The organism is Pseudomonas sp. Irchel s3a10 (assembly GCF_900187525.1).
In the GTDB taxonomy this organism is placed as follows: Bacteria; Pseudomonadota; Gammaproteobacteria; order Pseudomonadales; family Pseudomonadaceae; genus Aquipseudomonas; species Aquipseudomonas koreensis_G.
On the sequence record NZ_FYDR01000004.1, the window covers coordinates 86,648 to 113,053 of the forward strand.

The 26,406-nt window shown below is 60.9% G+C and carries 22 protein-coding genes; 9 read left to right on the plus strand and 13 right to left on the minus strand.

What is annotated here, in order from left to right; genetic code table 11:
• Positions 1 to 573: 573 nt before the first annotated feature.
• From CKW11_RS13285 to CKW11_RS13300, 4 genes are read left to right on the plus strand one after another with little or no spacing between them, the layout of a single operon-like run.
• Complete coding sequence (locus tag CKW11_RS13285) at positions 574 to 1,239, plus strand: amino acid ABC transporter permease (protein ID WP_027611173.1); 666 nt, start codon at positions 574 to 576, stop codon at positions 1,237 to 1,239.
• Positions 1,220 to 1,879 carry an amino acid ABC transporter permease gene (locus CKW11_RS13290; protein WP_095137883.1) on the plus strand — a complete coding sequence of 220 codons (660 nt, stop codon included), beginning with the start codon at positions 1,220 to 1,222 and terminating at the stop codon, positions 1,877 to 1,879. The genes CKW11_RS13285 and CKW11_RS13290 overlap by 20 nt, the downstream gene beginning before the upstream one ends.
• Entirely contained in the window at positions 1,876 to 2,658 is a 783-nt protein-coding gene (locus CKW11_RS13295; protein WP_095137884.1) for an amino acid ABC transporter ATP-binding protein, read from the plus strand. Before CKW11_RS13290 ends, CKW11_RS13295 begins: the two co-directional genes overlap by 4 nt.
• On the plus strand, positions 2,655 to 3,527 hold the full coding sequence (locus CKW11_RS13300) for a transporter substrate-binding domain-containing protein (protein WP_095137885.1): 873 nt from the start codon (positions 2,655 to 2,657) through the stop codon (positions 3,525 to 3,527). Before CKW11_RS13295 ends, CKW11_RS13300 begins: the two co-directional genes overlap by 4 nt.
• A 120-nt stretch (positions 3,528 to 3,647) precedes the next feature.
• Here the strand turns inward: CKW11_RS13300 and CKW11_RS13305 are convergent, their stop codons facing one another.
• Entirely contained in the window at positions 3,648 to 4,844 is a 1,197-nt protein-coding gene (locus tag CKW11_RS13305) for an AAA family ATPase (RefSeq protein WP_095137886.1), read from the minus strand.
• Positions 4,845 to 5,103: 259 nt separating this feature from the next.
• Between CKW11_RS13305 and CKW11_RS13310 the strand changes: the two genes are divergently transcribed.
• The 3 genes from CKW11_RS13310 to CKW11_RS13320 are packed head-to-tail and all read left to right on the plus strand — an operon-like array spanning position 5,104 to position 10,318.
• A complete protein-coding gene (locus tag CKW11_RS13310) occupies positions 5,104 to 6,207 on the plus strand; it encodes an efflux RND transporter periplasmic adaptor subunit (protein WP_095137887.1) in 1,104 nt (367 codons plus the stop codon).
• The gene (locus tag CKW11_RS13315) at positions 6,204 to 7,268 is read left to right on the plus strand and encodes an efflux RND transporter periplasmic adaptor subunit (protein WP_095137888.1); all 1,065 of its coding nucleotides are present in this window, start codon (positions 6,204 to 6,206) and stop codon (positions 7,266 to 7,268) included. Before CKW11_RS13310 ends, CKW11_RS13315 begins: the two co-directional genes overlap by 4 nt.
• A complete protein-coding gene (locus tag CKW11_RS13320; protein WP_095137889.1) occupies positions 7,265 to 10,318 on the plus strand; it encodes an efflux RND transporter permease subunit in 3,054 nt (1,017 codons plus the stop codon). The genes CKW11_RS13315 and CKW11_RS13320 overlap by 4 nt, the downstream gene beginning before the upstream one ends.
• A gap of 98 nt (positions 10,319 to 10,416) precedes the next feature.
• Here CKW11_RS13320 and CKW11_RS13325 read toward each other — a convergent pair whose 3' ends face one another.
• The 12 genes from CKW11_RS13325 to CKW11_RS13380 form a co-directional block, all read right to left on the minus strand.
• Positions 10,417 to 11,046: a bifunctional 2-polyprenyl-6-hydroxyphenol methylase/3-demethylubiquinol 3-O-methyltransferase UbiG gene (locus CKW11_RS13325; protein WP_095137890.1), complete on the minus strand. Its 630-nt coding sequence runs from the start codon at positions 11,044 to 11,046 to the stop codon at positions 10,417 to 10,419.
• Between the two features lie 158 nt (positions 11,047 to 11,204).
• Positions 11,205 to 11,849, minus strand: coding sequence for a methionine ABC transporter permease (locus tag CKW11_RS13330; RefSeq protein WP_027611182.1), 645 nt, complete (start codon positions 11,847 to 11,849; stop codon positions 11,205 to 11,207).
• Positions 11,839 to 12,960: a methionine ABC transporter ATP-binding protein gene (locus tag CKW11_RS13335; RefSeq protein ID WP_095137891.1), complete on the minus strand. Its 1,122-nt coding sequence runs from the start codon at positions 12,958 to 12,960 to the stop codon at positions 11,839 to 11,841. Before CKW11_RS13335 ends, CKW11_RS13330 begins: the two co-directional genes overlap by 11 nt.
• A 2-nt stretch (positions 12,961 to 12,962) precedes the next feature.
• Positions 12,963 to 13,772, minus strand: coding sequence for a MetQ/NlpA family ABC transporter substrate-binding protein (locus CKW11_RS13340; protein ID WP_095137892.1), 810 nt, complete (start codon positions 13,770 to 13,772; stop codon positions 12,963 to 12,965).
• 119 nt (positions 13,773 to 13,891) lie between these two features.
• A complete protein-coding gene (locus tag CKW11_RS13345; RefSeq protein ID WP_095137893.1) occupies positions 13,892 to 15,250 on the minus strand; it encodes an LLM class flavin-dependent oxidoreductase in 1,359 nt (452 codons plus the stop codon).
• Positions 15,250 to 16,443 (minus strand): SfnB family sulfur acquisition oxidoreductase, encoded by a 1,194-nt coding sequence (locus CKW11_RS13350; RefSeq protein WP_095137894.1) that lies wholly within the window; start codon positions 16,441 to 16,443, stop codon positions 15,250 to 15,252. The genes CKW11_RS13345 and CKW11_RS13350 overlap by 1 nt, the downstream gene beginning before the upstream one ends.
• A gap of 25 nt (positions 16,444 to 16,468) precedes the next feature.
• Complete coding sequence (locus CKW11_RS13355) at positions 16,469 to 17,710, minus strand: SfnB family sulfur acquisition oxidoreductase (protein ID WP_095137895.1); 1,242 nt, start codon at positions 17,708 to 17,710, stop codon at positions 16,469 to 16,471.
• Positions 17,711 to 18,106: 396 nt separating this feature from the next.
• On the minus strand, positions 18,107 to 18,871 hold the full coding sequence (locus tag CKW11_RS13360; RefSeq protein ID WP_095137896.1) for a hypothetical protein: 765 nt from the start codon (positions 18,869 to 18,871) through the stop codon (positions 18,107 to 18,109).
• A gap of 467 nt (positions 18,872 to 19,338) precedes the next feature.
• Positions 19,339 to 20,088 carry an L-cystine ABC transporter ATP-binding protein TcyN gene (gene tcyN / locus CKW11_RS13365; RefSeq protein WP_095137897.1) on the minus strand — a complete coding sequence of 250 codons (750 nt, stop codon included), beginning with the start codon at positions 20,086 to 20,088 and terminating at the stop codon, positions 19,339 to 19,341.
• Between the two features lie 3 nt (positions 20,089 to 20,091).
• The gene (tcyL, locus tag CKW11_RS13370) at positions 20,092 to 20,757 is read right to left on the minus strand and encodes a cystine ABC transporter permease (RefSeq protein ID WP_095137898.1); all 666 of its coding nucleotides are present in this window, start codon (positions 20,755 to 20,757) and stop codon (positions 20,092 to 20,094) included.
• Complete coding sequence (tcyJ, locus tag CKW11_RS13375) at positions 20,757 to 21,557, minus strand: cystine ABC transporter substrate-binding protein (protein ID WP_095137899.1); 801 nt, start codon at positions 21,555 to 21,557, stop codon at positions 20,757 to 20,759. Before tcyJ ends, tcyL begins: the two co-directional genes overlap by 1 nt.
• Positions 21,558 to 21,889: 332 nt before the next feature.
• The gene (locus CKW11_RS13380; RefSeq protein WP_095137900.1) at positions 21,890 to 22,888 is read right to left on the minus strand and encodes a D-cysteine desulfhydrase; all 999 of its coding nucleotides are present in this window, start codon (positions 22,886 to 22,888) and stop codon (positions 21,890 to 21,892) included.
• A 190-nt stretch (positions 22,889 to 23,078) separates the two neighbouring features.
• Between CKW11_RS13380 and epsC the strand changes: the two genes are divergently transcribed.
• Complete coding sequence (epsC, locus tag CKW11_RS13385) at positions 23,079 to 24,005, plus strand: serine O-acetyltransferase EpsC (RefSeq protein WP_095137901.1); 927 nt, start codon at positions 23,079 to 23,081, stop codon at positions 24,003 to 24,005.
• Between the two features lie 424 nt (positions 24,006 to 24,429).
• Entirely contained in the window at positions 24,430 to 26,391 is a 1,962-nt protein-coding gene (gene betT / locus CKW11_RS13390; protein WP_177440004.1) for a choline transporter BetT, read from the plus strand.
• The last annotated feature ends 15 nt before the right edge of the window (positions 26,392 to 26,406 follow it).

Sequence of the window (26,406 nt, forward strand, 5' to 3'; positions counted from 1 at the left end):
CGCGTGAACCACCCCTTCAAGGTATGAAAACGCCGATGGCCAGTGAGGGTCATCGGCGTTTTTTTTGTGCTCGATTTTGGGGGCCATGACATCACAAGCCAGAAGCAAAAGATCGCAGCCTGCGGCAGCTCCTACAGGGGAACGCGATCTCCTGTAGGAGCTGCCGCAGGCTGCGATCTTTGATCTTGATGTGTGTAACTCAGGCCACTTGAGTCTTCAACGCCCGGCGCAACGCCACGAGCAATTTCACGATGTCCTGCGGATCCAGTCGCTGCGGCACTTTTACGTCCATGTTGTCTTCCTTGTAATGGTTTGGCCGGGGGAGTCTGGCCAAAAGCTGTTCGTCCTTGGAGGGCTTTCATGCAAAAAAGATCCTTCCTACAGCGCAAGGGAAAATAGCCTTCTTATTCCTTCCCGGCAAACCCACAGGATAGTTTTTTGCGTGATATCAATATGCTTTAACGGTATTTAAATTCTTGTTTTTATACCTATAAAGTCAGCGCCTGCCGGACAGTTACCCGCTGTCCATGGACTGCATGACCGTCGCTTACCGAGCGACGTCCAGGATGCTTCATGACTTTCGATTACGCCTTTATCCTCAGCACCCTGCCGGCCTTTCTCAAGGCCGTGGGCGTGACGCTGCAAGTCGGGTTCATCGCGATCGGCACGTCGCTGCTGGTGGCGCTGCTCAATGCAACGATCCTGGTGTTCCGCACACCGTACCTGCAAAAACTGGTGGGCCTGTATGTGGAACTGGCGCGCAACACGCCGCTGCTGATTCAACTGTTCTTCGTCTACTTCGCCTTGCCGGCCATCGGCATCCAGGTTTCCGGATTCACCGCGGCAATCATCACCATGACTTTTCTCGGCGGCGCCTACCTCACCGAAGTGCTGCGCGCCGGCGTCGATGCGGTACCGCAGGCGCAACTGGAATCGGGGCGCTCAATCGGCCTGTCCCACGGCCAGTTACTGCGCTACGTGATCCTGCCGCAGGCGGGGATTCTCAGCCTGCCGTCGCTGTTCGCCAATTTCATTTTCCTGCTCAAGGAAACCACCGTGGTCTCGGCGGTGGCCGTGCCGGAAATCCTCTACACCACCAAGAGCTACATCGCGCTCTATTACAAAACCTACGAAATGCTCGCCGTGCTGACGCTGATCTGCGTGCTGTTGTTCTTGCCGCTGTCGCTGTTGCTCAGCCGTCTGGAAAGGAGGCTCCAGCATGGCCAGTTCGGGTCTTGAACTGCTCTGGGTGTCGTTGCCGCAACTGGCAAAAGGCGCCGGGCAAACCCTGTCGATCTCGTTCCTGAGCATCGCTATCAGCACCGTTGGCGGGGTGCTCTACGGCGTACTGCGCACGCTCAACGTGGCGTGGCTGAACGCGATCCTGCGGATCTATCTGGAACTGTTCCGGGCGATCCCGGTGCTGGTCTGGTTGTACCTGCTGTTTTTCGGCCTGCCGATTTTCTTCGGCCTGAGCCTGCCGAGTTTCTGGTGTGCGGTGCTGGTGCTGTCGCTGTGGGGCGCCAGCGAGGTCGGCGAAGTGGCGCGTGGTGCGCTGCATTCGTTGCCGCGCGGGCAGCGTGAGGCGGGGCTGTCGATCGGCCTGAACGCGGCGCAACTGTACGGCTACGTGCTGCTACCGCAGGCGCTGAAACGCATGACGCCGCCGACCATCAACGTCTACACGCGGATCATCAAGACCAGCTCGCTGGCGGTGCTGATTGGCGTGGTCGATGTGATCAAGGTCGGCCAGCAGATCATCGAGCGCACATACGAATCGGTACTGATCTACGGCGCACTGTTTCTGTTTTTCTTTTTCATCTGCTACCCGCTCTCGGCCGCTTCGCGCGTGCTGGAGCGGCGCTGGACGCAAGCATGAGCGCATTGATCGAGTTTCAGGGGTTCAACAAATTCTACGGCGAACAGCAGGTGCTCAAGGGCATCGACCTGCAAGTGCGCAGCGGCGAAGTGATCGTCATCCTCGGCCCCAGCGGTTGTGGCAAAAGCACGTTGCTGCGTTGCCTCAACGGGCTGGAAAGCGCACACAGCGGCAGCCTGAAATTTGCCGGGCGCGAGCTGCTGGACAAGGCCACCGACTGGCGTGAAGTGCGCCAGCAGATCGGCATGGTGTTCCAGAGTTATCACCTGTTCCCGCACATGAGCGTGCTCGACAATTTGCTGCTCGGCCCACTCAAGGTGCAAAAGCGCCAGCGCCGTGAAGCGCAGCAGCAGGCCGAAGCCTTGCTCGAGCGGGTGGGCCTGGCGGACAAGCGTGATGCGTTTCCACGCCAGCTCTCCGGCGGTCAGCAGCAACGCATCGCCATCGTTCGCTCGTTGTGCATGAACCCACGGGTCATGCTCTTTGATGAAGTCACCGCCGCCCTTGATCCGGAGATGGTCAAGGAAGTGCTGCAAGTGATTCAGGGCCTGGCCCGCGAGGGCATGACCCTGCTGATCGTCACCCACGAAATGGCCTTCGCCCGCGCGGTGGCCGACCGCATCGTGTTCATGGATGCCGGACGCATCCTTGAACAGAACCCGCCCGAGATTTTCTTTACGAACCCGCAAACCGCACGCGCGCAGCAGTTTCTGGAGAAGTTCTCCTTCGTTGCAACACTGCCTGACACGAATCCGACAAAGGAACTGGAACCGCTATGAAAACTGCCGCTTTTTTACTGCCTCTGCTCAGCCTTGCCTTGCTTGCCGGTTGCAGCAAAACCGAAGAACCGCCGAAGCCGAAAGTCGCCAGCGAAAGCGCTGCGCCGGCCAGCTACCTGGACAAGATCAAGGCCCGCGACAAACTGATCGTCGGTGTATTCACCGACAAGCCGCCGTTCGGTTTCGTTGATGAAGCCGGGCGCTACGTCGGCTTCGACACCGACATCGGCCGGCGCTTTGCCAAGGATCTGCTGGGTGATGAAAACAAGGTCGAGTTCGTGGCCGTGGAGCCGGCGAGCCGCATTCCGTTCCTGCAGAGCGACAAGGTCGACCTGATCCTCGCCAACATGACCGTGACCCCGGAGCGCAAGGAAGCGGTGGAATTCACCAACCCGAACCTCAAGGTCGCGGTGCAGGCGCTGGTGCCGCAAAGCAGCGCGGTAAAAAATCTGGATGACCTGGCCACTCGCACCACCATCGTCACCACCGGTACCACCGCCGACATCTGGCTGACCAAGAATCATCCGGACTGGAAACTGCTGAAGTTCGAGAAAAACTCCGAGTCGCTGCAAGCCCTGGCCAACGGTCGCGGCGATGCCTACGCGCAGGACAACCTGGTGCTTTTCAGCTGGGCCAAGCAGAACCCGGGTTACCGCGTGCTGGACGAAAAACTCGGCGCAGAAGCACCGATTGCTCCGGCGGTGAAGAAGGGCAACGTCGAGCTGCGTGACTGGGTGAATACCGAGCTGGCCAAGTTGGGTGAAGAAAAGTACCTGCTCAAGCTGTACGACCAATATGTGCGTAAAGAACTGAGCGATGACACCCAGCCTGAGAGTGTGATTGTCGAGGGTGGCAAATGGCAGGGTTGATTGGCCGTTAAATCTGCGGTGACCTGAAGGCCCTCTTCGCGAGCAAGCCCGCTCCCACAGGGGTACGCATTCCAACTGTGGGAGCGAGCTTGCTCGCGAAAGGGCTCGCTCAGGTGCCGCTCAATCCGGCCAGTTCCACGCCGGCTCATCCAGCACCCGCTGCCCGACAATTCCGGTCTGCCCCAGTGTCTTCTCCAGCACGATGCAGTTGCATTCGGGATCTTCCTGCAACGCCGAAATCAACCGTCGCGCATGGGACACCACCCACACCTGACAAGCCTGCGATGCGCGAATGATCAAGCGCGCCAGCGCCGGCAACAGATCCGGGTGCAGACTGGTTTCCGGTTCGTTGAGCACCATCAGTGACGGCGGGCGTGGCGTCAGCAGCGCGGCGATCAGCAACAGATAACGCAGCGTGCCGTCCGACAGCTCCGCCGCCGACAATGGCCGCAGCAACCCCTCCTGAAAGAACTCGATGGCAAAACGTCCGCCGGCCAGCGGTGCGATGTTCAGCCGTGCGCCGGGAAACGCGTCGCTGATCGCCGCCTGCAACGCCTCGGGGTCGCCGATTTCATTGATGGTCTGCAGGGCTGCTGCGAGGTCGCGGCCGTCGTGGTGCAGAACCGGCGTACGCGTACCCAGTTGCGGTTGGCGCACCGGGGCGTCGGCGTCGCTGCGAAAGTGATCGTAGAAGCGCCAGCGGCGAATGAACTCGCGCATCTGGAACACTTCCGGCGAACTGCGCAGACTGCCGATCTGATCGAACAGGCTGTCGAAATTCGGTGTGTGCTGCGCCAGCACGTCCCAGCTGCGCCCTTCGCGGGCGCGAATCATCGGGCCGTTGCGATCCACCAGCAGGCTGGCCGGGCGATAGAGCGGCCCGGCCCAGATGCATTCGCGCTTGATCTGCGGATCGAGGCTGAAGCGCGAGGGGCTGGGACGAGTGTCCCCCGGCAGCATGAAATGTCCGTTGGAGTCGGGCAAGCCGAGGCTGATCGAATAGCTGAAATCCTCGCCGGCAAACCCCAGGCGCAGCCGTTTGACGCCCTGACGCACCGTCGGCTCGATCGCCACTTCGCCGTTGCGCATGCGCCGGCTGATGGTTTCCGGGCCGGCCCAGAACGTCGAATCCAGCCCGCCCTCGCGGGCCAGCGCATTGACCACGCCACCCTGGGCGGTCTCCGCCAACAGGCGCAGGGCGCGATAGAGATTGGACTTGCCGCTGCCGTTGGGGCCGGTGATCAGGTTCAGCCGGCCCAGCGGAATCACCAGTTTGTTGATCGAGCGGTAATTGGCCACCGCGAGGGTCTTGAGCATGGGCGTTTCCTTTGCCGGAGCCGATAGTGTGCCGTGCCTGTACCCCTGTGGCGAGGGAGCTTGCTCCCGCTGGGTTGCGAAGCTGCCCCAGCCTCCGATTCGACAGGTTTTGCGCCTGCTGCGCAGCCGAACGGGAGCAAGCTCCCTCGCCACAAAAATCCTTCTGAAAATGCGTTATTCCCGCGAGCGAAGGTTGAACCCTGTTCTAAGCTCACAGTCGTATCGTCACTTGCACGTTCGTACACAGGAAGGAGTCTGCATGGCGAGTCCCGGATTGAAAACAGTTGTCGTGCTGAGCCTGCTCACATTGCTGACCGCTTGCGGCGAAAAAAAGGCTCCTCAGGAGTACCTGCCACGGGTCTTTGTGCAAGAGGTCAAACCGGCCGATTACGCCGCTGCCGTGACCCTCACTGGCGATGTGCAGGCGCGGGTGCAGACCGAACTGTCGTTCCGGGTCGGTGGCAAGATCATTAAGCGCATGGTCGATGTCGGCGACCGGGTCAGCGCCAAACAGGTACTGGCCAAGCTCGATCCCAAGGATTTGCAGACCAACGTCGATTCCGCGCAAGCCCAGGTCATCGCCGAACAGGCGCGGGTCAAGCAGAGTGCGGCGGCGTTCGTGCGTCAGCAGAAGCTGCTGCCCAAGGGCTACACCAGCCAGAGCGAATTCGATTCCGCACAAGCCGCGTTGCGCAGCAGCCAGAGCGCCCTGAGCGCGGCGCAGGCGCAACTGGCCAATGCCAAGGATCAACTCAGTTACACCTCGCTGATCGCTGACGCCCCCGGCATCATTACCGAGCGCCAAGCCGAAGTCGGCCAGGTGGTCCAGGCCACCGCACCGATTTTCAAACTGGCCCGCGATGGCGATCGTGACGCGGTGTTCAACGTTTATGAGTCGTTGCTGGCTGAGCGTCCGGCGGAGCGTTCGATTGTCGTCAGCCTGCTCGACAACCCCAACATCAAGACCACCGGCACGGTGCGTGAAATCACCCCGGCGGTGTCGGCGCAGTCTGGCACGGTGCAAGTCAAAGTCACCCTCGACAGCCTGCCACAGGGCATGCAGCTCGGCTCGGTGGTCAGCGCCACGGCCAAGGGCAGCGGCAAGTCGGCGGTGGAATTGCCGTGGTCGGCGCTGACCAAAAACATCAGTGATCCGGCGGTGTGGATGGTCGACGACAAGGGTGAAGCGCAACTGCACAACGTCACCGTCAGCCGCTACCTGATCGGCAAGGTCATCATCAGCGACGGCCTCAAGGGCGGTGAGAAAGTGATTGTCGCGGGTGGGCAATTGCTGCACCCGGGCATGAAAGTCGAAATCGCCGAAAACACCTACGAAGGTCTGCAACCGGGAGCGCAGCCATGAAGCGTCTGGGGCTGTTGTCCATCGGCGTGCTGCTGGCCGCCTGCTCGAAAAGCGAGCCACCGCCGGAGCCGGTGCGGCCGGTGCTGTCGATCAAGGTGCAGGCGCTGAACGAAGAAACCCTCGGGCGTTTCGCCGGGAGCATTCAGGCACGTTACGAGAGCAACACCGGGTTCCGTGTCGGCGGGCGCATTGCCAGTCGCAACGTCGATGTCGGCGCCGAGGTGCAAAAGGGGACGCTGCTGGCGACCCTCGACCCGTCCGATCAGCAGAACCAGTTGCGCTCGGCCCAGGGCGACCTGGCCAAGGTCCAGGCGCAACTGATCAACGCCCAGGCCAATGCCCGCCGGCAGCAGGCGCTGTTCGATCGCGGGGTTGGCGCGCAGGCGCAACTGGACATCGCCACTACGGATCTGAAAACCACTCAGGCCTCGCTCGATCAGGCGCGGGCGGCGGTCAACCAAAGCCAGGATCAACTCGCTTACACCGAACTGCGCGCCGACCATAAAGCCGTGGTCACCGCGTGGAATGCCGAGGCCGGGCAAGTGGTGACAGCAGGTCAGCAAGTGGTGACCCTGGCGCAACCGGACATCAAGGAAGCGGTGATCGACCTGCCAGCCACACTGGTCGACGAGATTCCTGCCGACGTGGTGTTTCTGGTGGCCGGGCAACTCGACCCGAGCATCAACACCACCGCAACCATTCGCGAAATCGAACCGCAGGCCCAAAGCGCCACGCGCACCCGCCGCGCGCGGCTGACCCTGGCCAATACGCCGGAGGGTTTCCGCCTCGGCACGGCGATCAGCGTGACCCTCAGTTCGGCGATCAAGCCGCGCATCGAATTACCCGCCACCGCCCTGCAGGAAACCGACGGCAAGACCCGCATCTGGGTGATCGACACCCAAAGCAAAACTGTCGCGCCCCGTGACGTAAGCGTGATCAGCCGTACCGACGGCACGGTGGTGCTGGCCGGCGGGGTCAAGTCCGGCGAGCAAGTGGTCACCGCAGGCGTCAACAGTCTCAAACCCGGACAAGCCGTGAAACTCGACGAGGACAGTCAATGAAAGGCTCTTTCAATCTCTCCGAATGGGCCCTCAAGCATCAGTCGTTCGTCTGGTATCTGATGTTCGTCGCGCTGCTGATGGGGGTGTTTTCGTACTTCAATCTGGGGCGCGAAGAAGACCCTTCGTTCACCATCAAGACCATGGTCATCCAGACCAAATGGCCGGGCGCGACCCAGGAGGAAACCCTCAAGCAGGTCACCGACCGCATCGAGAAAAAACTCGAAGAGCTCGACTCCCTCGACTACGTGAAAAGCTACACGCGCCCGGGCGAATCAACGGTTTACGTGTACCTGCGCGACACCACCAGCGCCAAGGACATTCCAGAGATCTGGTATCAGGTGCGCAAGAAGATCGATGACATTCGCGGCCAGTTTCCCCAGGGCATTCAAGGCCCCGGGTTCAACGACGAGTTTGGCGATGTGTACGGCTCGGTCTACGCGTTTACCGCCGACGGCCTGACCATGCGCCAGTTGCGCGACTATGTGGAGCAGGCCCGCGCCGAGATTCGCAACGTCCCGGGGCTGGGCAAGATCGAAATGATCGGCCAGCAGGACGAAGTGATTTACCTGAACTTCTCCACCCGCAAACTTGCCGCGCTGGGCATCGACCAGCGTCAGGTGGTGCAGAGCCTGCAATCGCAGAACGCCGTGACCCCGGCGGGGGTGATCGAGGCCGGCCCGGAGCGCATTTCGGTGCGCACCTCGGGGCAGTTCGCTTCGGAGAAGGATCTGGCCGAGGTCAATCTCAAACTCAATGACCGCTTCTATCGCCTGGCGGACGTTGCCGACATCAGTCGCGGTTACGTCGACCCGGCCACGCCGGAATTCCGTTTCGACGGCAAGCCGGCAATCGGTCTGGCGATTGCCATGCAGAAGGGCGGTAACGTCCAGGAATTCGGCAAGGCGCTGCATCAGCGGATCGACCAGATCACCGCTGATTTGCCGGTTGGCGTCGGCGTCCATACGGTGTCCGATCAGGCCGTGGTGGTGGAAGAGGCAGTCGGCGGTTTCACCAGTGCGCTGTTCGAGGCGGTGGTGATCGTGCTGGTGGTCAGCTTCATCAGCCTCGGCGTGCGCGCCGGGCTGGTGGTGGCGTGCTCGATTCCGTTGGTGCTGGCGATGGTCTTCGTGTTCATGGAATACAGCGGCATCACCATGCAGCGGATTTCCCTCGGCGCACTGATCATCGCCCTCGGCCTGCTGGTGGACGACGCGATGATCACCGTGGAGATGATGGTCACGCGCCTGGAAATGGGTGAGACCAAGGAACAAGCGGCGACGTTCGCCTACACCTCGACGGCGTTCCCGATGCTCACCGGTACGCTGGTGACCGTCGCCGGTTTCGTGCCCATCGGCCTCAACGCCAGCTCCGCCGGCGAGTACACCTTCACCCTGTTTGCGGTGATCGCGGTGGCGATGCTGGTGTCGTGGGTGGTGGCGGTGTTCTTTGCGCCGGTGATCGGCGTGCACATCCTCAGCACCAACGTGAAACCCCATGAAGCCGAGCCGGGCCGCATCGGCCGGGCGTTCAACGGTGGTTTGCTGTGGTGCATGCGCAATCGTTGGTGGGCGATCGGCATCACCGTGCTGCTGTTTGTACTGGCGGTGTTCTGCATGCGCTTTGTGCAGAACCAGTTCTTCCCGTCGTCGGATCGCCCGGAAATTCTCGTCGACCTGAACCTGCCGCAAAACGCCTCGATCGACGAAACCCGCAAGGCCGTGGACAAGCTCGAAGCCACGCTCAAGGGCGATCCGGACATCGTGCGCTGGAGCACCTACATCGGTCAGGGTGCGATCCGTTTCTACCTGCCGCTCGACCAGCAATTGCAGAACCCGTACTACGCGCAACTGGTGATCGTCAGCAAGGATTTCGAGGCCCGTGAGGCGTTGAGCCAACGCCTGCGCGAGCGCTTGCACAAAGACTTCGTCGGCATCGGCAGTTACGTGCAGGCGCTGGAAATGGGCCCGCCGGTGGGACGTCCGATCCAGTACCGGGTCAGCGGCAAGGACATCGATCAGGTGCGCAAGCACGCCATCGATCTGGCGACCGAGCTGGACAAGAACGAGCACATCGGCGAGATCATTTACGACTGGAACGAGCCGGGCAAAGTCCTGCGCATCGACATCGCCCAGGACAAGGCGCGCCAGCTCGGGCTGTCGTCCGAAGATGTGGCGAAACTGATGAACAGCATCGTCAGTGGTGCGCCGCTGACCCAGGTCAACGACGACATCTACCTGATCAACGTGGTCGGCCGGGCGGTGAACTCGGAACGCGGCACGCCGGAAACCCTGCAGAACCTGCAGATCGTCACACCCAACGGCACGTCGATCCCGCTGCTGGCCTTTGCCACCGTGCGTTATGAGCTTGAGCAGCCGCTGGTGTGGCGTCGCGACCGTTTGCCGACCATCACCATCAAGGCTTCGGTGCGTGACGAGATCCAGCCGACCGACCTGGTGAAATTGCTCAAACCGTCGATCGATGCCTTCGCTGAAAAACTGCCGGTCGGCTACAAGGTCGCCACCGGCGGTACGGTCGAGGAAAGCGGCAAGGCCCAGGGGCCGATTGCCAAGGTCTTGCCGTTGATGCTGTTCCTGATGGCGACCTTCCTGATGATCCAGTTGCACAGCGTGCAGAAGATGTTCCTGGTGGCCAGTGTCGCGCCGCTGGGGCTGATCGGCGTGGTGCTGGCGCTGGTGCCGACCGGGACGCCGATGGGCTTTGTGGCGATCCTCGGGATTCTGGCGCTGATCGGTATCATCATCCGCAACTCGGTAATCCTCGTGACGCAGATCGATGAGTTCGAGCGCAACGGCTCCGCGCCGTGGGATGCGGTGGTGGAAGCGACCGAGCACCGGCGCCGGCCGATCCTGCTGACCGCGGCGGCGGCGAGCATGGGCATGATCCCGATTGCCCGGGAAGTGTTCTGGGGGCCGATGGCCTACGCGATGATTGGCGGGATCGTGGTCGCGACGTTGCTGACGCTGCTGTTTCTGCCGGCGCTGTATGTGGCCTGGTACAAGATTCGCGAACCGCAGAAAGAGACCGCTTAAAAGCGAGTGCTGCGCACTCATCGCGAGCAGGCTCACTCCTACAGGGGAGCGCATTCCAACTGTAGGAGTGAGCCTGCTCGCGATGGCGTCAGAATGGACTACGCAGATTTACGCCAGACGCTGGCCAGCCAAGGCTGTTGCTCGCGCGGCAATCCCGCCGGCCGGTAGTAATGCTCAAGCTCGACAAACCCCGCTGCCGTGAGCAACCCGCGCCACGCGTCCAGGTCGTGATATGAGCCGTAGCGTGGCCCATTCCAGCCCTCACGGTTATCCCCGCGTGGATTGGAGCTGAACAACACCCCACCCGGCTTCAGCGTGCCATGCAGCTGCTTGAGCACACGCGGCAACTCCTGCAACGGCACATGAAACAGCACCGCATTGGCGAAGATCCCGTCGAAGCGTTCGGCCGGCAGATCGAGCTTCAGAAAGTCCTGACACCACACCTCGCAGCCACTGTCTTCGCGGGCCATCTGCGCAAATTTTTCCGCGCCGTCGAGGCCGACCGCGACATGGCCCAGGCGGGTGAACGTCTGCAAGTCGCGCCCCGGGCCGCAGCCAAAATCGAGAAGGGTGAACGGCGCAGTGCCATGGATATGCCGTAGCAGCGCGTCGATGTTCTGGCTGACATCGTGGTCGCGGGTGCCTTCGCGGAAGTCTTCGGCCACCGAGTTGTAGTGGCCGAGGGTGGTGGCGGTGATCTGTTCCAGATCGGTGGGAGTCTGTTTCATGGTCGAGGGCTGCGCGGCAGTTGGGATTTGCCGAATATACGCCAACCAGCGGGGCCGCTGCGCAGCCCATCGCGAGCAGGCTCACTCCTACATTTGAAATGCGTTCCCCTGTAGGAGTGAGCCTGCTCGCGATAGCGGTTTCAGAGGCGCGGCATGCCTTAACGCTTGTTCAGGCCCCGTGCCAGACGATCTCCACCCAACTGAATCACCGCCACCAACGCCACCAGCAACACAATCACTGTCAACATGATCTGGCTGTCGAAACGCTGATAACCATAGCGGTAAGCGATATCGCCCAAACCGCCGGCACCAATCGCCCCGGCCATGGCTGACGAGTTGATCATGGTCACCAGCGTAATCGTGAACCCGCCGACGATCCCCGGCAGCGCTTCAGGCAACAGCACATGCCAGACGATATGCCAGCGCCGGCAGCCCATGGCCTGCGCCGCCTCGATCAAGCCGTGATCGACCTCACGCAGACTCACTTCGGCAATCCGCGCAAAGAACGGCGTCGCGGCAATGGTCAGCGGCACCACCGCGGCCCACACACCGTACGTGGTGCCGACAATCAGCCGGGTGAACGGAATCAGCGCGACCATCAGAATCAGAAACGGGATCGAGCGGAACAGATTCACGAACGCGCCCAACGCCCGGTTGAGCAGCGGCGCCTGATAGATCCCGCCCTTGTCGCTGGTGACCAGAATCACCGCCATCGGGATCCCCACCAGCAACGCGATCAGCGACGACACGCCGACCATCAGGAAGGTGTCGATGAATCCCTGGAGCAAACGATCAAACCACATAACCCAGCACCTCCACCCGTTGCGCCCACTGCCCGGCGCGCTCGCGCAATTGATCGGCGCTCAGGGCCGAGCCGCTGACCGCCAGCAACAGTTGTCCCAGCGCGTGGCCCTGAATCCGCTCGACGCCGCCCTGCAGCAACTTCACGCGTCCGCCGAGAGCGGCGAACAATGCCGCCAGATCCGGCTCGTCACTGGCACTGCCGGTGAACTGCAAGCGCAGCACTACCGCGGCCTCTGAAGAGGGCGGCAAGGCATGCAGACGGCTTTGCAGTTCTTCCGGCAGAGCGTGTTGCAGCGGTGCGAGCAAGGTCTGGCTGACTTCGTGCTGCGGATTGCCGAACACTTCCCAGACCGGGCCCTGCTCGACGATCCGCCCGTGTTCCAGCACCACCACGCGGTCGCAGATTTCGCGGATCACCGCCATTTCATGGGTGATCAACACGATGGTCAGGCCCAGGCGTCGGTTGATCTCGCGCAGCAGGCCGAGGATCGACTGGGTGGTCTCGGGATCGAGCGCCGAAGTGGCCTCGTCGCACAGCAAAATGTCCGGGTCATGCACCAATGCGCGGGCGATGCCGACACGCTGCTTCTGCCCGCCGGAAAGCTGCGCCGGATAGGCCTTGTGCTTGGCTTGCAAGCCGACCAGTTCGAGCAGTTCACGAACCTTCTGCTCACGTTGCGGCTTCGGCACACCCGCGACCTTCAGCGGCAGTTCGACGTTCTGCCACACGGTCTTGGCCGACATCAGGTTGAAGTGCTGGAAGATCATGCCGATGCGCCGCCGCAGCGTGACCAGACGATCCTCATCGAACTCGCCGATGTCGACCTGATCGATCAGTACGCGCCCCGCAGTCGGTTGTTCCAGACGATTGATCGTGCGGATCAGCGACGACTTGCCGGCGCCGCTGCGGCCGATGATGCCGAACACCTCGCCGCGCTGGATCGCCAGATCGATGCCTTGCAGGGCCGCGACCGGGCCTTGCCGACCCTCGTAGGTTTTACCCAGGCCGATGAAGCGCACGTGGGCACGATTCAGCTCGGGATGCAGTTCGGTTTTTTCAGCATTTTCTGGCTCTGGAATCTCCAGTCGCCGTTGGATCGCGGCCGTCATGCTCAGCTTTCCCAACCGGCCTGGTACAGCTTGCCGTGGGCCTTATCCAGCGCCGCGCGAACGGCCGGCGAGTGCTGGTAGATGTCGACGAATTTGATCAGGCGCGGGTCGTCCTTGCTCTTCGGCTGGATCACGAACTGAATCACGTATTCCTTGTGGTCGAGGCCGTCAAACAGCAGCGCCGAGCCGGCGTCGAAGGTCTTCGCCAGACGGATGTAGGCCGGGTAGCCCTGGACCAGATCGGCGTCATCGTAGGCGCGCACCAGTTGCACGGCTTCGACTTGCAGGATCTTGATCTTCTTCGGGTTGGCGACGATGTCGTCTTCGGTGGCCTTGTAGCCGACCCCCGGTTTCAGGGTGATCAGGCCAGCCTTGGCCAGCAGTTGCAGACCGCGACCGCTGTTGATCGGGTCGTTGGCGATGGCCACGCTGGCGCCTTCAGGCAACTCGTCAAAGCTTTTGTATTTTTTCGAATAGAGGCCGACGTTGTTGATGATCCCCGGAGCGAACGGCACCAGGTCAAAACCAGAGGCGGCCTTGGCGTTTTCGAGGAACGGGATGTGCTGGAAGTAGTTCACGTCGATGTCACCGGCGGCGAGGCTGACGTTCGGTGCGATCCAGTCGGTGAACTCCACCAGCTCGACTTTCAGGCCTTGTTTGGAGGCCTCTTCGACGGCGGCTTCCAGTGGAATCGCGAACGCGGCGGTGGTGCCGATTTTCAGTGGTGCATCGGCGGCGAACACCGCCGAACTGAACAGGCCGAAGGCCAGGGCCAGTGCTTTGACTGGGTGGGACAGGCGTTTCTTGATCATGGTGTGTTTTCCAGTCAGTGCATGAATTTTGTGGTGTCTGGTCGGGCCTCATCGCGAGCAGGCTCACTCCTACATTTGGAATGCGTTCCCCTGTAGGAGTGAGCCTGCTCGCGATGCTTTTAGCGGCGGTACGAAGAGCCGGTGTGTTGCTCGGGCAACTGTGCCGCCCCGTGAAACAGCTTCTCGCGCAAGCTGCCACTCTCATACGCAGTCTTGTACGACCCGCGCCGCTGCAACTCCGGAATCACCAGCTCGATGAAATCGACATAGCTTTCCGGGGTCACGATGCGCGTGAGGTTGAAGCCGTCGAGGCCGGTTTCAGCGATCCACGCTTCCAGTTCATCCGCCACTTGCTCAGGCGAACCGACCACGGTGATATAGCGGCCACCGAGGGCGTGCTGATCGAGCAATTTGCGTCGGGTCCAGTCGTTGTTCTGCAGGTTCTTGGTTGCGGACTGGATGGCGTTGCTTTTGACGTACTGGATCGGTTCGTCGATTTCATACCGGGAAAAGTCGATGCCGGTGGAGGCCGAGAAATGCGCGACGCCGGCCTCGGCGCTGGCATAACTCAGGTACTCGGCGTGCTTGGCCCACGCGGCTTCTTCGGTCGCGCCGACGATCACGTTGAGGCCCATGAACACCTTGATGTCCTCGGGATTGCGCCCGGCCTCGACCGCGCTGGCGCGGACCTTGTCCACCTGCACTTTGGTCGACGGTTTGTTCTGCCCGCTGATGAACACGCACTCGGCGTGACGTCCGGCGAACAGCAAACCGCGATCGGAACTGCCGGCCTGGAACAGCACCGGCGTACGCTGCGGCGACGGTTCGCAGAGGTGATAACCCTCGACTTGATAGAACTCGCCGTGGTGCTCGACCTTGTGCACCTTCTCCGGCTGCGCGTAGATGCGCTGCTCGCGGTCATTGAGCACCGCGCCGTTTTCCCAACTGCCCTCCCAGAGTTTGTAGAGCACTTCGAGGTACTCGTCGGCCTGATCGTAGCGACGGTCATGCTCGACCTGTTCGCGCAGGCCCATGGCCTTGGCGGCGCTGTCGAGATAACCGGTGACGATGTTCCAGCCGACCCGACCACGGCTCAGATGATCGAGCGACGACATGCGCCGGGCGAACAGATACGGCGGCTCGTAAGTGAGGTTGGCGGTCAGGCCGAAGCCGAGGTTTTTCGTCACCGCAGCCATCGCCGACACCAGCAGCAGCGGGTCGTTGACCGGTAACTGGATCGACTCTTTGAGCGTGACGTCCACCGAGTTCTGGTAGACGTCGTACACGCCGACGATGTCGGCGATGAACAGTCCGTCAAACAGTCCGCGCTCCAGCAACTGCGCCAGTTCTGTCCAGTACTCAATGGTGTTGTAGCGCGTCGAGGTATCGCGTGGATGCGTCCACAACCCGTGGTTGATGTGGCCTATGCAGTTCATGTTGAACGCGTTGAGCAGGATCTTCTTTTTTGCGGCGCTCATCAGATCGTTCCTCGCAGCGGAGGCTTTTCATCGTTGAGGTAGTAATTGCCCACCGCGTGATACTTCCAGCGTACCGGGTCGTGCAGGGTGTGCACCCGGGCGTTGCGCCAGTGACGGTCGAGGCCGTGCTCGATCAGGGTCGCCTGACTGCCGGCCAGTTCGAACAGGGTGCTGCCGGCCGCCAGGGAAATTTCAGTGCTGATCGCCCGTGCTTCGGCGACGGCAATCGAGGCGGCAGCGACGGTTTCGGCGTTGGTCTCGGCCTTGGCCTTGTCGAGGAATTCGCCGGAGCGTTCCAGCAGTGCTTCGGTGGCGTGCAGACGAATGCTCAAGTGGCCGAAGCTCTTCAGGGTCAGCGGGTCTTCGGTGGCCTTGTCGTTACCGGAGTCGATCCACGGACGGGTCTTGCTGCGCACGAAGTGCAGGGCATCTTCGTAAGCGGCGCGAGCGATGCCAGTGTCGATGGCGGCGTGAAGGATCTGCGCCAGCGGGCCGACCGTGGTCGGACGCTCGAAGGCACTCTGGAACGGGATCACGTCCTCGGCGGCGACGTAGACGTCTTCGAACACCACCGAACCGCTGCCGGTGGTGCGCTGGCCGAAGCCGCTCCAGTCGTCGATGACCGTCAGGCCTTGGCTGTCACGCGGGACGAAGGCCAGTTGCTGCACGCCATTTTCATCGACCACGGACGTCGGGATGCGCTGCGCGTAGATCGCGCCGGTCGCATAAAACTTGCGCCCGTTGATGCGGTAGCCGTCGCCGTCACGCTTGAGGCTGGTGACGCGGTCGTGAGCGGTTTTGGTACCCAGTTCCGCCAGAGCATTGCCGAAGCGCTGGCCGGCCAGCACCTCGGCGTACAGCCGCTGTTTCTGCTCGTGGCTGCCATTAACGCGCAGCACTTCGAGGGCGTAGAAATGGTTCTGCGGAATCTGCCCAAGAGAGCCGTCGGCCTGAGCGATCAGGGCGATGACTTTGGCCAGGGTCACGTTGGACACACCGGCGCCGCCGTATTCCTTGGGCACGCTGATGCCCCACAGGCCGGAGCGGGAAAACACGTCGAGTTCCGGCAGTGGCAGGCGGCGTTCACGGTCGCGCACGGCACTGTCGCGTTTGAAATCTTCGGCCAGGTCGCTGGCGACGATCAGGGCTTGCTCATCGCTGGTGATAACCGCGACGGGGTGGGAAAAAGGCATGGGTTTCTCTCCAGATGTCTGGTCGTCAGATCCAGGAATGGCGGGCCGGCAAAGTACCGTTCAGGCGATAGGCGCCGACCGCGTGATACTTCCAGCGCACCGGGTCGTGCAGGGTGTGCACCCGGGCGTTGCGCCAGTGGCGGTCGAGGTTGAATTCGGCGAGGGTCGCGCGGCTGCCGGCCAGTTCGAAAAGCTTCTCGCTGGCGAGCAAGGAAATCTCGGTAGTCAGTACTTTGGCTTCGGCCACCGCAATTGAAGCGCGGGCGGCGGACTCGGCGGTCAGCGGCGCGGCGTGGACTTGGTCGAGCACTTTGCCGGCCTTGCGCAACAGTGCTTCAGCCGCGTGCAGTTCGATTTTCAGTTTGCCGATGTCGGCGATCACGTAAAGGTCATCGCTGGCGCGTTCGACCTTGGCGTCGATCCATGGCCGCGCGCGGGTTTTGACGAATTCGATGGCGTCGTCGATGGCGCCACGGGCGATGCCGGCGTCGATGGCTGCCTGAATCAGCTGTGACACGGCGCCTTGAGTGTTGGGCTTTTCGTTGATCTTCCAGTTATCGACGACCAGGCTCGACTCGACGCGCACGTTGTTCAGCAGAATCGTGCCGCTGGCGGTGGTGCGCTGCCCGAAGCCCGACCAGTCATCAACAATGCGCAGGCCCGGGGTGCCACGGCGGACGAAGGCCAGCACCTGCTTGCCGTCGTCATTGAGCGCCTTGACCGCCACCCAGTGCGCGAACAGCGCGCCGGTGGAGTAGAACTTCTGGCCGTTGATCACGTAATCGTCGCCGTCGGCGGTGATGCGCGCTTTCAATTCCAGGGTGTTTTTGGTGCCGCGCTCAGGACCCGCATTGCCGATGCGCCAACCTTCCAGAACACTCTGGAACAGCTGTTTTTTCTGCGCTTCGGTGGCGCTGCCGAGTACCAGATTGATGATGCCGAACTGGTTCTGCGGGATCTGTCCCAGCGCCGGATCGGCCGCGGAAATGATCGCGAACACTTCGGCCAATGTGACGAATGAAACCTGTGGGCCACCGTATTCGCGCGGGATGGCAATGCTGCCGAGGCCGCTGCGGGTGAACTGTTCGATTTCCGACCACGGCAGCTTGCGCTGACGATCACGTTTGGCGGCCTGCACGCGGGCGACTTGCGCCAGATCGTGGGCAGCCTTGATGGCTTGGGCGTCGTTGCGCAAGACCTGCGCGGGCAACAACAACGGGGCGATGTCCAGATCCGACTGGACGTTTGCGTCTGCCAGACTGGACATCAGTGCCGCTCCTTGGCTGCACGCAATGCCCTGGCGATCTGCACTGGGGTGATTGTGTTCCGGACCATACTACCTACCTCACATCTCATGAAAAACGCCGCAAAAGTGCGGCGAACGAAAGAATGTCCGGTGGTCCGGTTCATATACCCTAAGCGTGTATAAATATTAAATAAACTAACTTTTAGGAATATGTATAGAAGGGTGAGTGGCCCGGCTGGTTAACAGGCTTTAAGCCGTCGCATACAACCTGTGGTGAGGGGATTTATCCCCGACAGGCCGCGCAGCAGCCTTTCTCTGAGTCCTGAAAAGTTGGACTGCTGCGCAGTCCATCGGGGGCGGTGCGACTTTTCACTGGATTCCCTCGCTACAGAGCACCATGAGGGCAGGGATGCGGTTTCAATCCTTGGTCGATTCAGCGGCCTTCAGCGCTTGGCGCAGCGGCACCTTCAGATAAGGATTCACGCAACCGATCTTCAGCGTCCGTGGCGGTGCCCAGCGTGAGTTGTTGCCCACCCAGTCGATGACGCAGTAGGTCACGTCCAGGCGCAGATCCTCACCGCCCTCGACGATCACTGCCGGTGGCACCCAGACCTGAATCGGCAGGCCGACATCCGCTGCGGTGATCGGTGCCAGGTCCATGCGCACGTCGCCCCAGCGCAGGGTGATGGCGTCGTCCTCGGCCATGTTCAGGTAGGGTTCGATGGTCAGCGGCACACCGCGTTTGATCTGATTGGGGTTCACGCCCTGGCGGCGGATGGTGTCGGGCAGCGTGACGGGCGCCAGTTGCTGATTCTCGTCACCGCACAGCGGCGAAGGCTGGCCGCCGGGGCAGTCGAGCTTGACCTGCACCCGCGTGGCCGCCGACAGCGCCGGCCCCTGACCGACTTGCATCACTCGATAGTGAATCCGTGCGGTGCCACTGGCGATAAAGCTTTCCGGCACCCGCAGGCTGATCGAGGCGCCGACGTCTTCGCAGGTCAAGACTCGCGAGGCGACGTAGCAGTTGTTCCAGAACAGTTCGATCAGATCACCGGCGTCCATGCCGGAGTAGGGCAGGACATCGATCAGCAAATGCGCGGCAGCGGCCAGATTGATGGCGTTTTTGGATGCGGACGCCAGATTCGGCGCTGCCAGTTCGGGGGCGTGCGAAGTGCGGGTCATCGGGTTCTCTCCTTGAAGTCTTGCAGCGAATTCCGTTTCTTGAAACAACAAAAGGCGTGATGAATCGGTAATACAACCGTGAACTTCTGTTCGGGCTGAGTACGGATTGATTCAACTAATGGGTGCCGGTTGGCGACTAGATAAGAGCGTGCCGGAAAGAGTGTCAATAGAGCGGCTTAGTTAATCCGTGAATTACCGGTTAATCAGAAGCGTCCTACGCTGATGAGGCATGCTGCCTAGCGGTGATGGCGAATGGAACTACGGTTTTTCGCGAATTTTTGTGATTTTGTGCTGGCCCGTTTAGATCATTTCACAGGCACGGAAGCGCGCTGAAGATAACTTTTATCTGTTGCAGAACATATATGTATTGTTTTGACAGATTTTAAGCTGGAAGGATTTAAAAGTTATTCAGGTGGGGGAGATAAAACTTCCGTCCATGGAAGTTATGATTCAAGGTAATAAATACCTCAGGCGTGATTCAGGAACTTGCTGAGAAACTGTCTGGTGCGTTCTTCTTTCGGGTTGGCAAACAACGCCTTGGCTTCGCCTTGCTCGACGATCACGCCTTTGTCGAAAAACACCACACGGTTAGCCACGTCGCGGGCGAAACCCATTTCGTGGGTGACGATGACCATGGTGCGTTTTTCTTCAGCGAGACCGCGAATGGTCGCCAGTACTTCGCCCACCAGTTCCGGGTCGAGGGCCGAAGTCGGCTCGTCGAACAGGATCACTTCCGGCTCCATCGCCAGCGCCCGGGCAATCGCCACGCGCTGTTGCTGACCACCGGACAGACGACGCGGATACGCATCTTCCTTGCCGGCCAGACCGACCTTGGCCAGCAGCTTCATGCCCAGGGCAACGGCTTGCTCGCGCGGCATCTTCTTGACCACGATCGGCCCTTCGATGACGTTTTCCAGTGCAGTGCGGTGGGGGAACAGGTTGAAGTTCTGGAACACGAAACCCACGTGCTGGCGCAGGTTGCGCACCAGGCTCTGTTGCTGGCTCAGCGGGCGGCGGGTATCGATTTCGATATCGCCGACCTTGATCCGGCCGCTGGTGGGCTCCTCGAGGAAATTCAGGCAGCGCAGGAACGTGGTCTTGCCCGAACCGCTGGGGCCGATGATGGCCACGACCTCGCCTTCCTTCACCTCAAGATCAATGCCCTTGAGCACCTCTTGACCCTTGAACTGCTTTGTCAGTTTTTCCACGACAATCATGGGTCAGGACTCCTGGTCGTGCCGATTGACCCGCTCTTCCAGCTTGTTCTGCAGGTGCGACAGCACCGTGGCCAGAATCCAGTAAAGCAGTGCTGCACTAAGGTACATGGTGAAAATTTCGAAGTTACGGGCGCTGATCAACTGCGCTTGACGTAACAACTCCGGCACTTGAATGGTGGCAGCCTGTGCCGTGTCCTTGACCAGTGAAATGAAGCTGTTACCCAACGCCGGCAATGCCGTACGCATCGCCTGCGGCAGGATGGCCCGACGCAGGGTTTGCGCGCGAGTCATGCCAATGCTCGCAGCGGCTTCCCACTGACCACGTTCAATCGAACTGATCGAAGAGCGCAGGATTTCACAGATGTAGGCCGCCATGTTCAGCGAAAGGCCGATCAGGGCAGCCGGTATCGGATCGAGTTCCAGTCCCACCTGTGGCAAGCCGTAATAGATCACGAACAGTTGTACCAGCAACGGTGTGCCGCGGAAAAACGACACGTAGATGCGGGCAATCCAGTTCAACACCTTAAAGCGTGACAGGCGCATCAACGCCAGGCCGAAGCCCAGCAGGAAGCCGAAGAACATGCCACCCAGGCTGAGGATGACGGTGAAGTACATGCCCTTGAACAAAAAGGGCAGGGCCTCCCGTACGATTTGGAAAGTTTCTTCCATTATTTGGTGACGTCAGCGCTGAAGTACTTTTCCGAAAGCTTGGCCAGCGTGCCGTCGGCTCGCAGCTTTTCGATAGCCTTGTTCACTGCAGCAAGCAATTCAGGCTCGCCTTTGCGCAGGGCGACGCCGGCTTCCTGGCGAGAGAACGGTTCGCCTGCGGCAGTGGTGTCCTTGGCTTTGCGAGCATATTCCAATGCGGCCAGACGGTCGATCAGGATGGCGTCGATACGGCCGACACGCAGGTCCTGGAACTTGGTCGGATCATCTTCATAGGTACGCACGTCAGCGGTTGGCACGTTAGCCTTGACCCACTGTTCGTAGTTGGTACCCAGGCCTACGCCGACTTTTTTGCCGCCCAGGTCGGAAGCGGTCTTGATGTTCAGGTCGGCGGCTTTTTTGGTCAGCACCAGCGCCTGGATTCCGGAGATGGTATAGGGCTCGGAGAAGTCGTACTTCTTCTTGCGCTCTTCGGAGATGGTCACCTGGTTGATGACTGCGTCCAGACGTTTGGATTCCAGTGCGGCGAGGATGCCGTCCCATTTAGTCGGCTGCAATTTGACCTTGACGCCCAGCTCTTTGGCCAGCGCTTCGGAGAACTCGACTTCGAAACCGGACAGTTTGCCGTTCTCGTCAACAAAGCTGAACGGTGGGTAAGTGCCTTCCAGGCCGACGTTGATAACGCCTTTGTCCTTGATCTGTTGCAGCTGCTCACCGGCGGTTGCCTGGCCGATCAGGCCGGCGCTCAGTGCAAGGCCCAGCGAACCTACCAGCAGATTGCGACGTAGTGCGGAAAAATTCATGACAAGCCCCTGTGTTTTCTTATGGAAGACGCTTAAGGAAAGTTGGCGAATCCGGGAATTGAACGACTGCGTTATCGTGCCCTAAAGCAGCTTATGCGTCTTGCCCGAAATTCGCCTGCGGCGAGACTATAAGATGTCTGCTTTAGACTTGAAAATACTTAATGATCTTTCTGTTATTCCAATTTCGAATATATATGATCAATTGTGGCGAGGGGATTTATCCCCGATGGGGCGCGAAGCGGCCCTCTCTTCTGACTTGAAGAGCAGGGGACTGCTGCGCAGTCCAACGGGGATAAATCCCCTCACTACAGAAATTCTTGCAGCAGGGCGGATCAGCTTGTCAGAGAATCCTTGTAGGCAAACAATGCCGGCACCCCACCGGTATGCAGGAAGATGATCGGGCCCTCGTTGAAACGCTGGCGGCCGATCCCGTCGAGCAGGCCGGCCATGGCCTTGCCGGTATAAACCGGATCGAGCAGCACCGCGTCCTGACTGGCCAACAGTTTCACCGCCGCCAGTGTCCCGGCATTCGGCTCGCCGTAACGCGGGCCGAAGTATTCGTCCCACAACTCGACCTTGAAGTGCTCCGGCAATTTCACGCCCAACAGCTCCGCCGTGCGCTCGGCCAGCCCCTGCACTTTCGGGCGCTGATCTTCTTCGCTGCGCGAGACGGTCACGCCGATCACCGGCAATTGCGGCAGCGCTTCGCTCAACGCCAGCGCCAGACCGCTGTGGGTCCCGGCGCTGCCCGAGGCCAGCACCACGGCGGCGAATTCCAGGCCGGTGTCCTTGATCTGCTCCGCCAGTTCGAGACCGGCACGTACGTAGCCCAATGCACCGAGAGCATTCGAGCCACCGATCGGCACCAGATACGGTTTCTTGCCATTGCTGCGCAGGCGCACGGCGAGTGCGGCCAGTTGTTCGTCGGCGTTGTCGAGGTTGTCCACCAGCTCGACCTTGGTGTCGAACAGGTCGAGCAGCAGGCGGTTGCCGTTACCGGTGTAGTTGCTGTCGTCGGTGCTCAGCGGATTCTCCAGCAGCGCCACGCAACCCAAGCCAAGTTTGGCTGCAAGCGCGGCGGTCTGGCGCACATGGTTCGATTGCAGGGCGCCGGCGGTGATCAGCGTGTCGGCGCCCTGGGCGAGGGCGTCGGCGGCGAGGTATTCGAGTTTGCGCAGCTTGTTGCCGCCCATGGCCAGCGGCGTCAGGTCATCGCGTTTGATGTACACATCGCGGCCCAGCCAGGCGGACAGGCGTTCGAGTTTTTCCAGAGGCGTGGGTTGGCCGAGCAGGTCGAGACGGTTAAAGCGATCCAGCTGTTGTTTGATCATGAGCCCGTACTGGCGGAGGAAGATGACAGGACTATAGGCAGGCCGTTTTAGCGGGGCAACCGGGAATTGCTTATAGCCAAATGTGCTTAGGCCAGCACTATCGGTTCTTAATTCGCACTCGCGGGCATGCCGTAAAGTAGTCGCCGTTGACGCGGCCCGACCGTCCGGCCGCCCGTGAGGAGTCTTTACCGTGAGCGAGCGTTCCAGCCATTGGCAATTGCAGACCATCGTCAGCCAACTGCGTACCGCGCGGGATCAGTGGCGTACCCAGAATGGCCGGGCCAGCGGCGAGCAGGGCGGTCGCGAGTTGCCGTCCCGCGCGGCGATGGCCGAGATTCTCGAGGCGCTGTGTGGTGCGTTGTTCCCGATGCGACTGGGGCCGGTGGATCTGCGTGAAGAGAGTGAGGATTTCTATGTCGGCCACACCCTCGATACCTCGTTGAATGCCTTGCTGGCGCAAGCGCGGCTGGAATTGCGATATGTCGCCCGGCACAGCGCTCAAGGCGATGCCGACGTCGAAGCTCAGGCGATCCGTATCATTCAGGATTTTGCCCTGGCCTTGCCGGGCCTGCGCAGCCTGCTCGACACCGACGTGCTGGCCGCCTATCACGGCGATCCGGCGGCACGCAGCGTCGATGAAGTGTTGCTGTGCTATCCGGGGATTCTGGCGGTGATTCACCATCGCCTGGCGCACCATCTGTATCGCGCCGGGTTGCCGTTGCTGGCGCGGATCAGCGCGGAGATTGCGCATTCGGCCACCGGCATCGATATCCATCCAGGCGCGCAGATCGGCCGCAGTTTCTTCATCGATCACGGTACGGGTGTGGTGATCGGCGAGACCGCGATCATCGGCGAGCGGGTGCGGATCTATCAGGCCGTGACTTTGGGCGCCAAGCGCTTCCCGGCGGATGAAGACGGGCAGTTGCAGAAGGGCCATCCACGCCATCCGATTGTCGAGGACGACGTGGTGATTTATGCCGGCGCAACGATTCTGGGACGGATCACCATCGGCCAGGGTTCGACCATCGGCGGTAATGTGTGGCTGACGCGCAGCGTGCCGGCAGGGAGCAACCTGACTCAGGCCAATCTGCAGCATGATGACGGGACGCAGAAGTAAGATTTCCAGTTCGTTTGTGGCGAGGGAGCTTGCTCCCGCTGGAGGCCGCAGGACTCCCAATTGAGACTGACGCCGGATTGGGACTGCTGCGCCGTCCAGCGGGAGCAAGCTCCCTCGCCACAATTTGCCCATCGAATCAGGTTGATGGCATTCAGCCAATTCTCCATTGAACGAATCCCCTCAAACCCGCGTCATACCCCTCCTTGGGCTATTGTAGGAAAACTACCGCCTGGCCCTGCGATTAGTCCTTACCACCCTATCCATGTTTAACTTGAACGTTCATTCAAGTTAAACCGGTGGTTCGCTGCCCGCTCACAACAGGAGGCTTGCCTTTGCTGAGTCCGATCATTTCAGCCACGTTTCAACCCCTCGAGGTGCACGTTTCATGAGTGCATCGTCTACTCCCACCAGCGGCCTGGTCCGCATGAATCCGCCGGTGTTCTACTTCGCCGCGACGGTCATTCTGCTGTTTGGTCTGGTTGTCATCGCCATGCCGGAGCAGGCCGGAGCCTGGTTGCTGGCTGCGCAAAACTGGGCGGCCAATACGGTCGGCTGGTACTACATGCTCGCGATGACCCTGTATCTGGTCTTCGTGGTGGTCACCGCGTTATCGGGCTACGGCAAGATAAAACTCGGTGCCGACCACGACGAACCCGAGTTCAGTTACCTGTCCTGGGCCGGTATGTTGTTCGCCGCCGGGATCAGCATCACGCTGTTTTTCTTTTGCGTATCCGAGCCACTGACGCACCTGGCCCAACCGCCACAAGGCGAAGCCGGCACCGCCGATGCGGCGCGCCAGGCGATGCAGATTCTGTTTTTGCACTGGGGTCTGCACGGCTGGGGCGTGTTCGCCTTTGTCGGCATGGCGCTGGCCTATTTCGCCTACCGGCATAACCTGCCGCTGGCCTTGCGTTCGGCGCTGTACCCGCTGATCGGCAAGCGCATCAACGGCCCCATCGGTTACGCGGTGGACGGCTTCGGCATCATCGCTACGGTGTTCGGTCTGGGTGCCGACATGGGCTTCGGCGTATTGCACCTCAACTCCGGTCTCGACTACCTGTTCGGCATCGCTCACACCCAATGGATTCAGGTCGGCCTGATCACGCTGATGATGGGCGCGGCGATCATCGTCGCCGTGTCGGGTGTGGACAAGGGCGTGCGGGTGATGTCCGACATCAACATGCTGCTGGCCTGTGCGCTGCTGCTGTTCGTGTTGTTCGCCGGGCCTACTCAGCACTTGCTCAACACCCTGATCCAGAACCTCGGCGATTACCTTGGCGCCTTGCCGATGAAGAGTTTCGACCTCTACGCCTACGACAAGCCAAGCGACTGGCTCGGCGGCTGGACCGTGTTCTACTGGGCCTGGTGGATCGCATGGTCGCCGTTCGTGGGCCTGTTCATCGCGCGGATTTCCCGTGGCCGCACCATCCGCGAATTCGTCTTCGGCGTGTTGCTGATTCCGCTCGGTTTCACCCTGGCGTGGATGTCGATCTTCGGCAACAGCGCGATCGATCAGGTGCTCAACCACGGCATGTCGGCACTGGGCATGTCAGCCCTCGACAATCCGTCGATGAGCCTTTACCTGCTGCTGGAAACCTACCCGTGGAGCAAGACCGTCATCGCGGTGACGGTGTTCATCAGCTTCGTGTTCTTCGTCACTTCTGCCGACTCCGGCACCGTGGTGCTCTCGACGTTGTCGGCCAAGGGTGGCAACCCGGACGAAGACGGGCCGAAATGGCTGCGAGTGTTCTGGGGCGCGATGACCGCGCTGATCACCAGTGCGTTGCTGTTCTCCGGCAGCATCGATGCATTGAAGTCAGCAGTGGTGCTGACGTCATTGCCGTTCTCACTGATCTTGCTGCTGATGATGTGGGGCCTGCACAAGGCGTTCTATCTGGAGTCGCAGAAACAGATCGCGCAGTTGCATTCGCTGGCACCGGTCTCCGGTTCGCGGCGTGGCACGGGCGGCTGGCGCCAGCGCCTGAGTCAGGCGGTGCACTTCCCGTCACGCGACGAGGTGTACCGCTTCATGGACACCACGGTGCGCCCGGCGATCGAAGAAGTGACGGCGGTATTTGTCGAGAAGGGTCTGAACGTTGTCACCCAGCCGGATCCGGCGCACGACAACATCAGCCTGGAAATAGGCCACGGTGAGCAGCATCCGTTCATCTACCAGGTGCAGATGCGCGGCTACTTCACGCCGTCGTTCGCCCGTGGCGGCATGGGTTCCAAGCAACTCAACAACCGCCGCTACTACCGCGCTGAAGTGCACTTGAGCGAGGGCAGTCAGGACTACGATCTGGTCGGCTACACCAAGGAACAGATCATCAACGACATCCTCGACCAGTACGAACGCCACATGCAGTTCCTGCATCTGGTGCGTTGATCGGCGGCTGAGCGC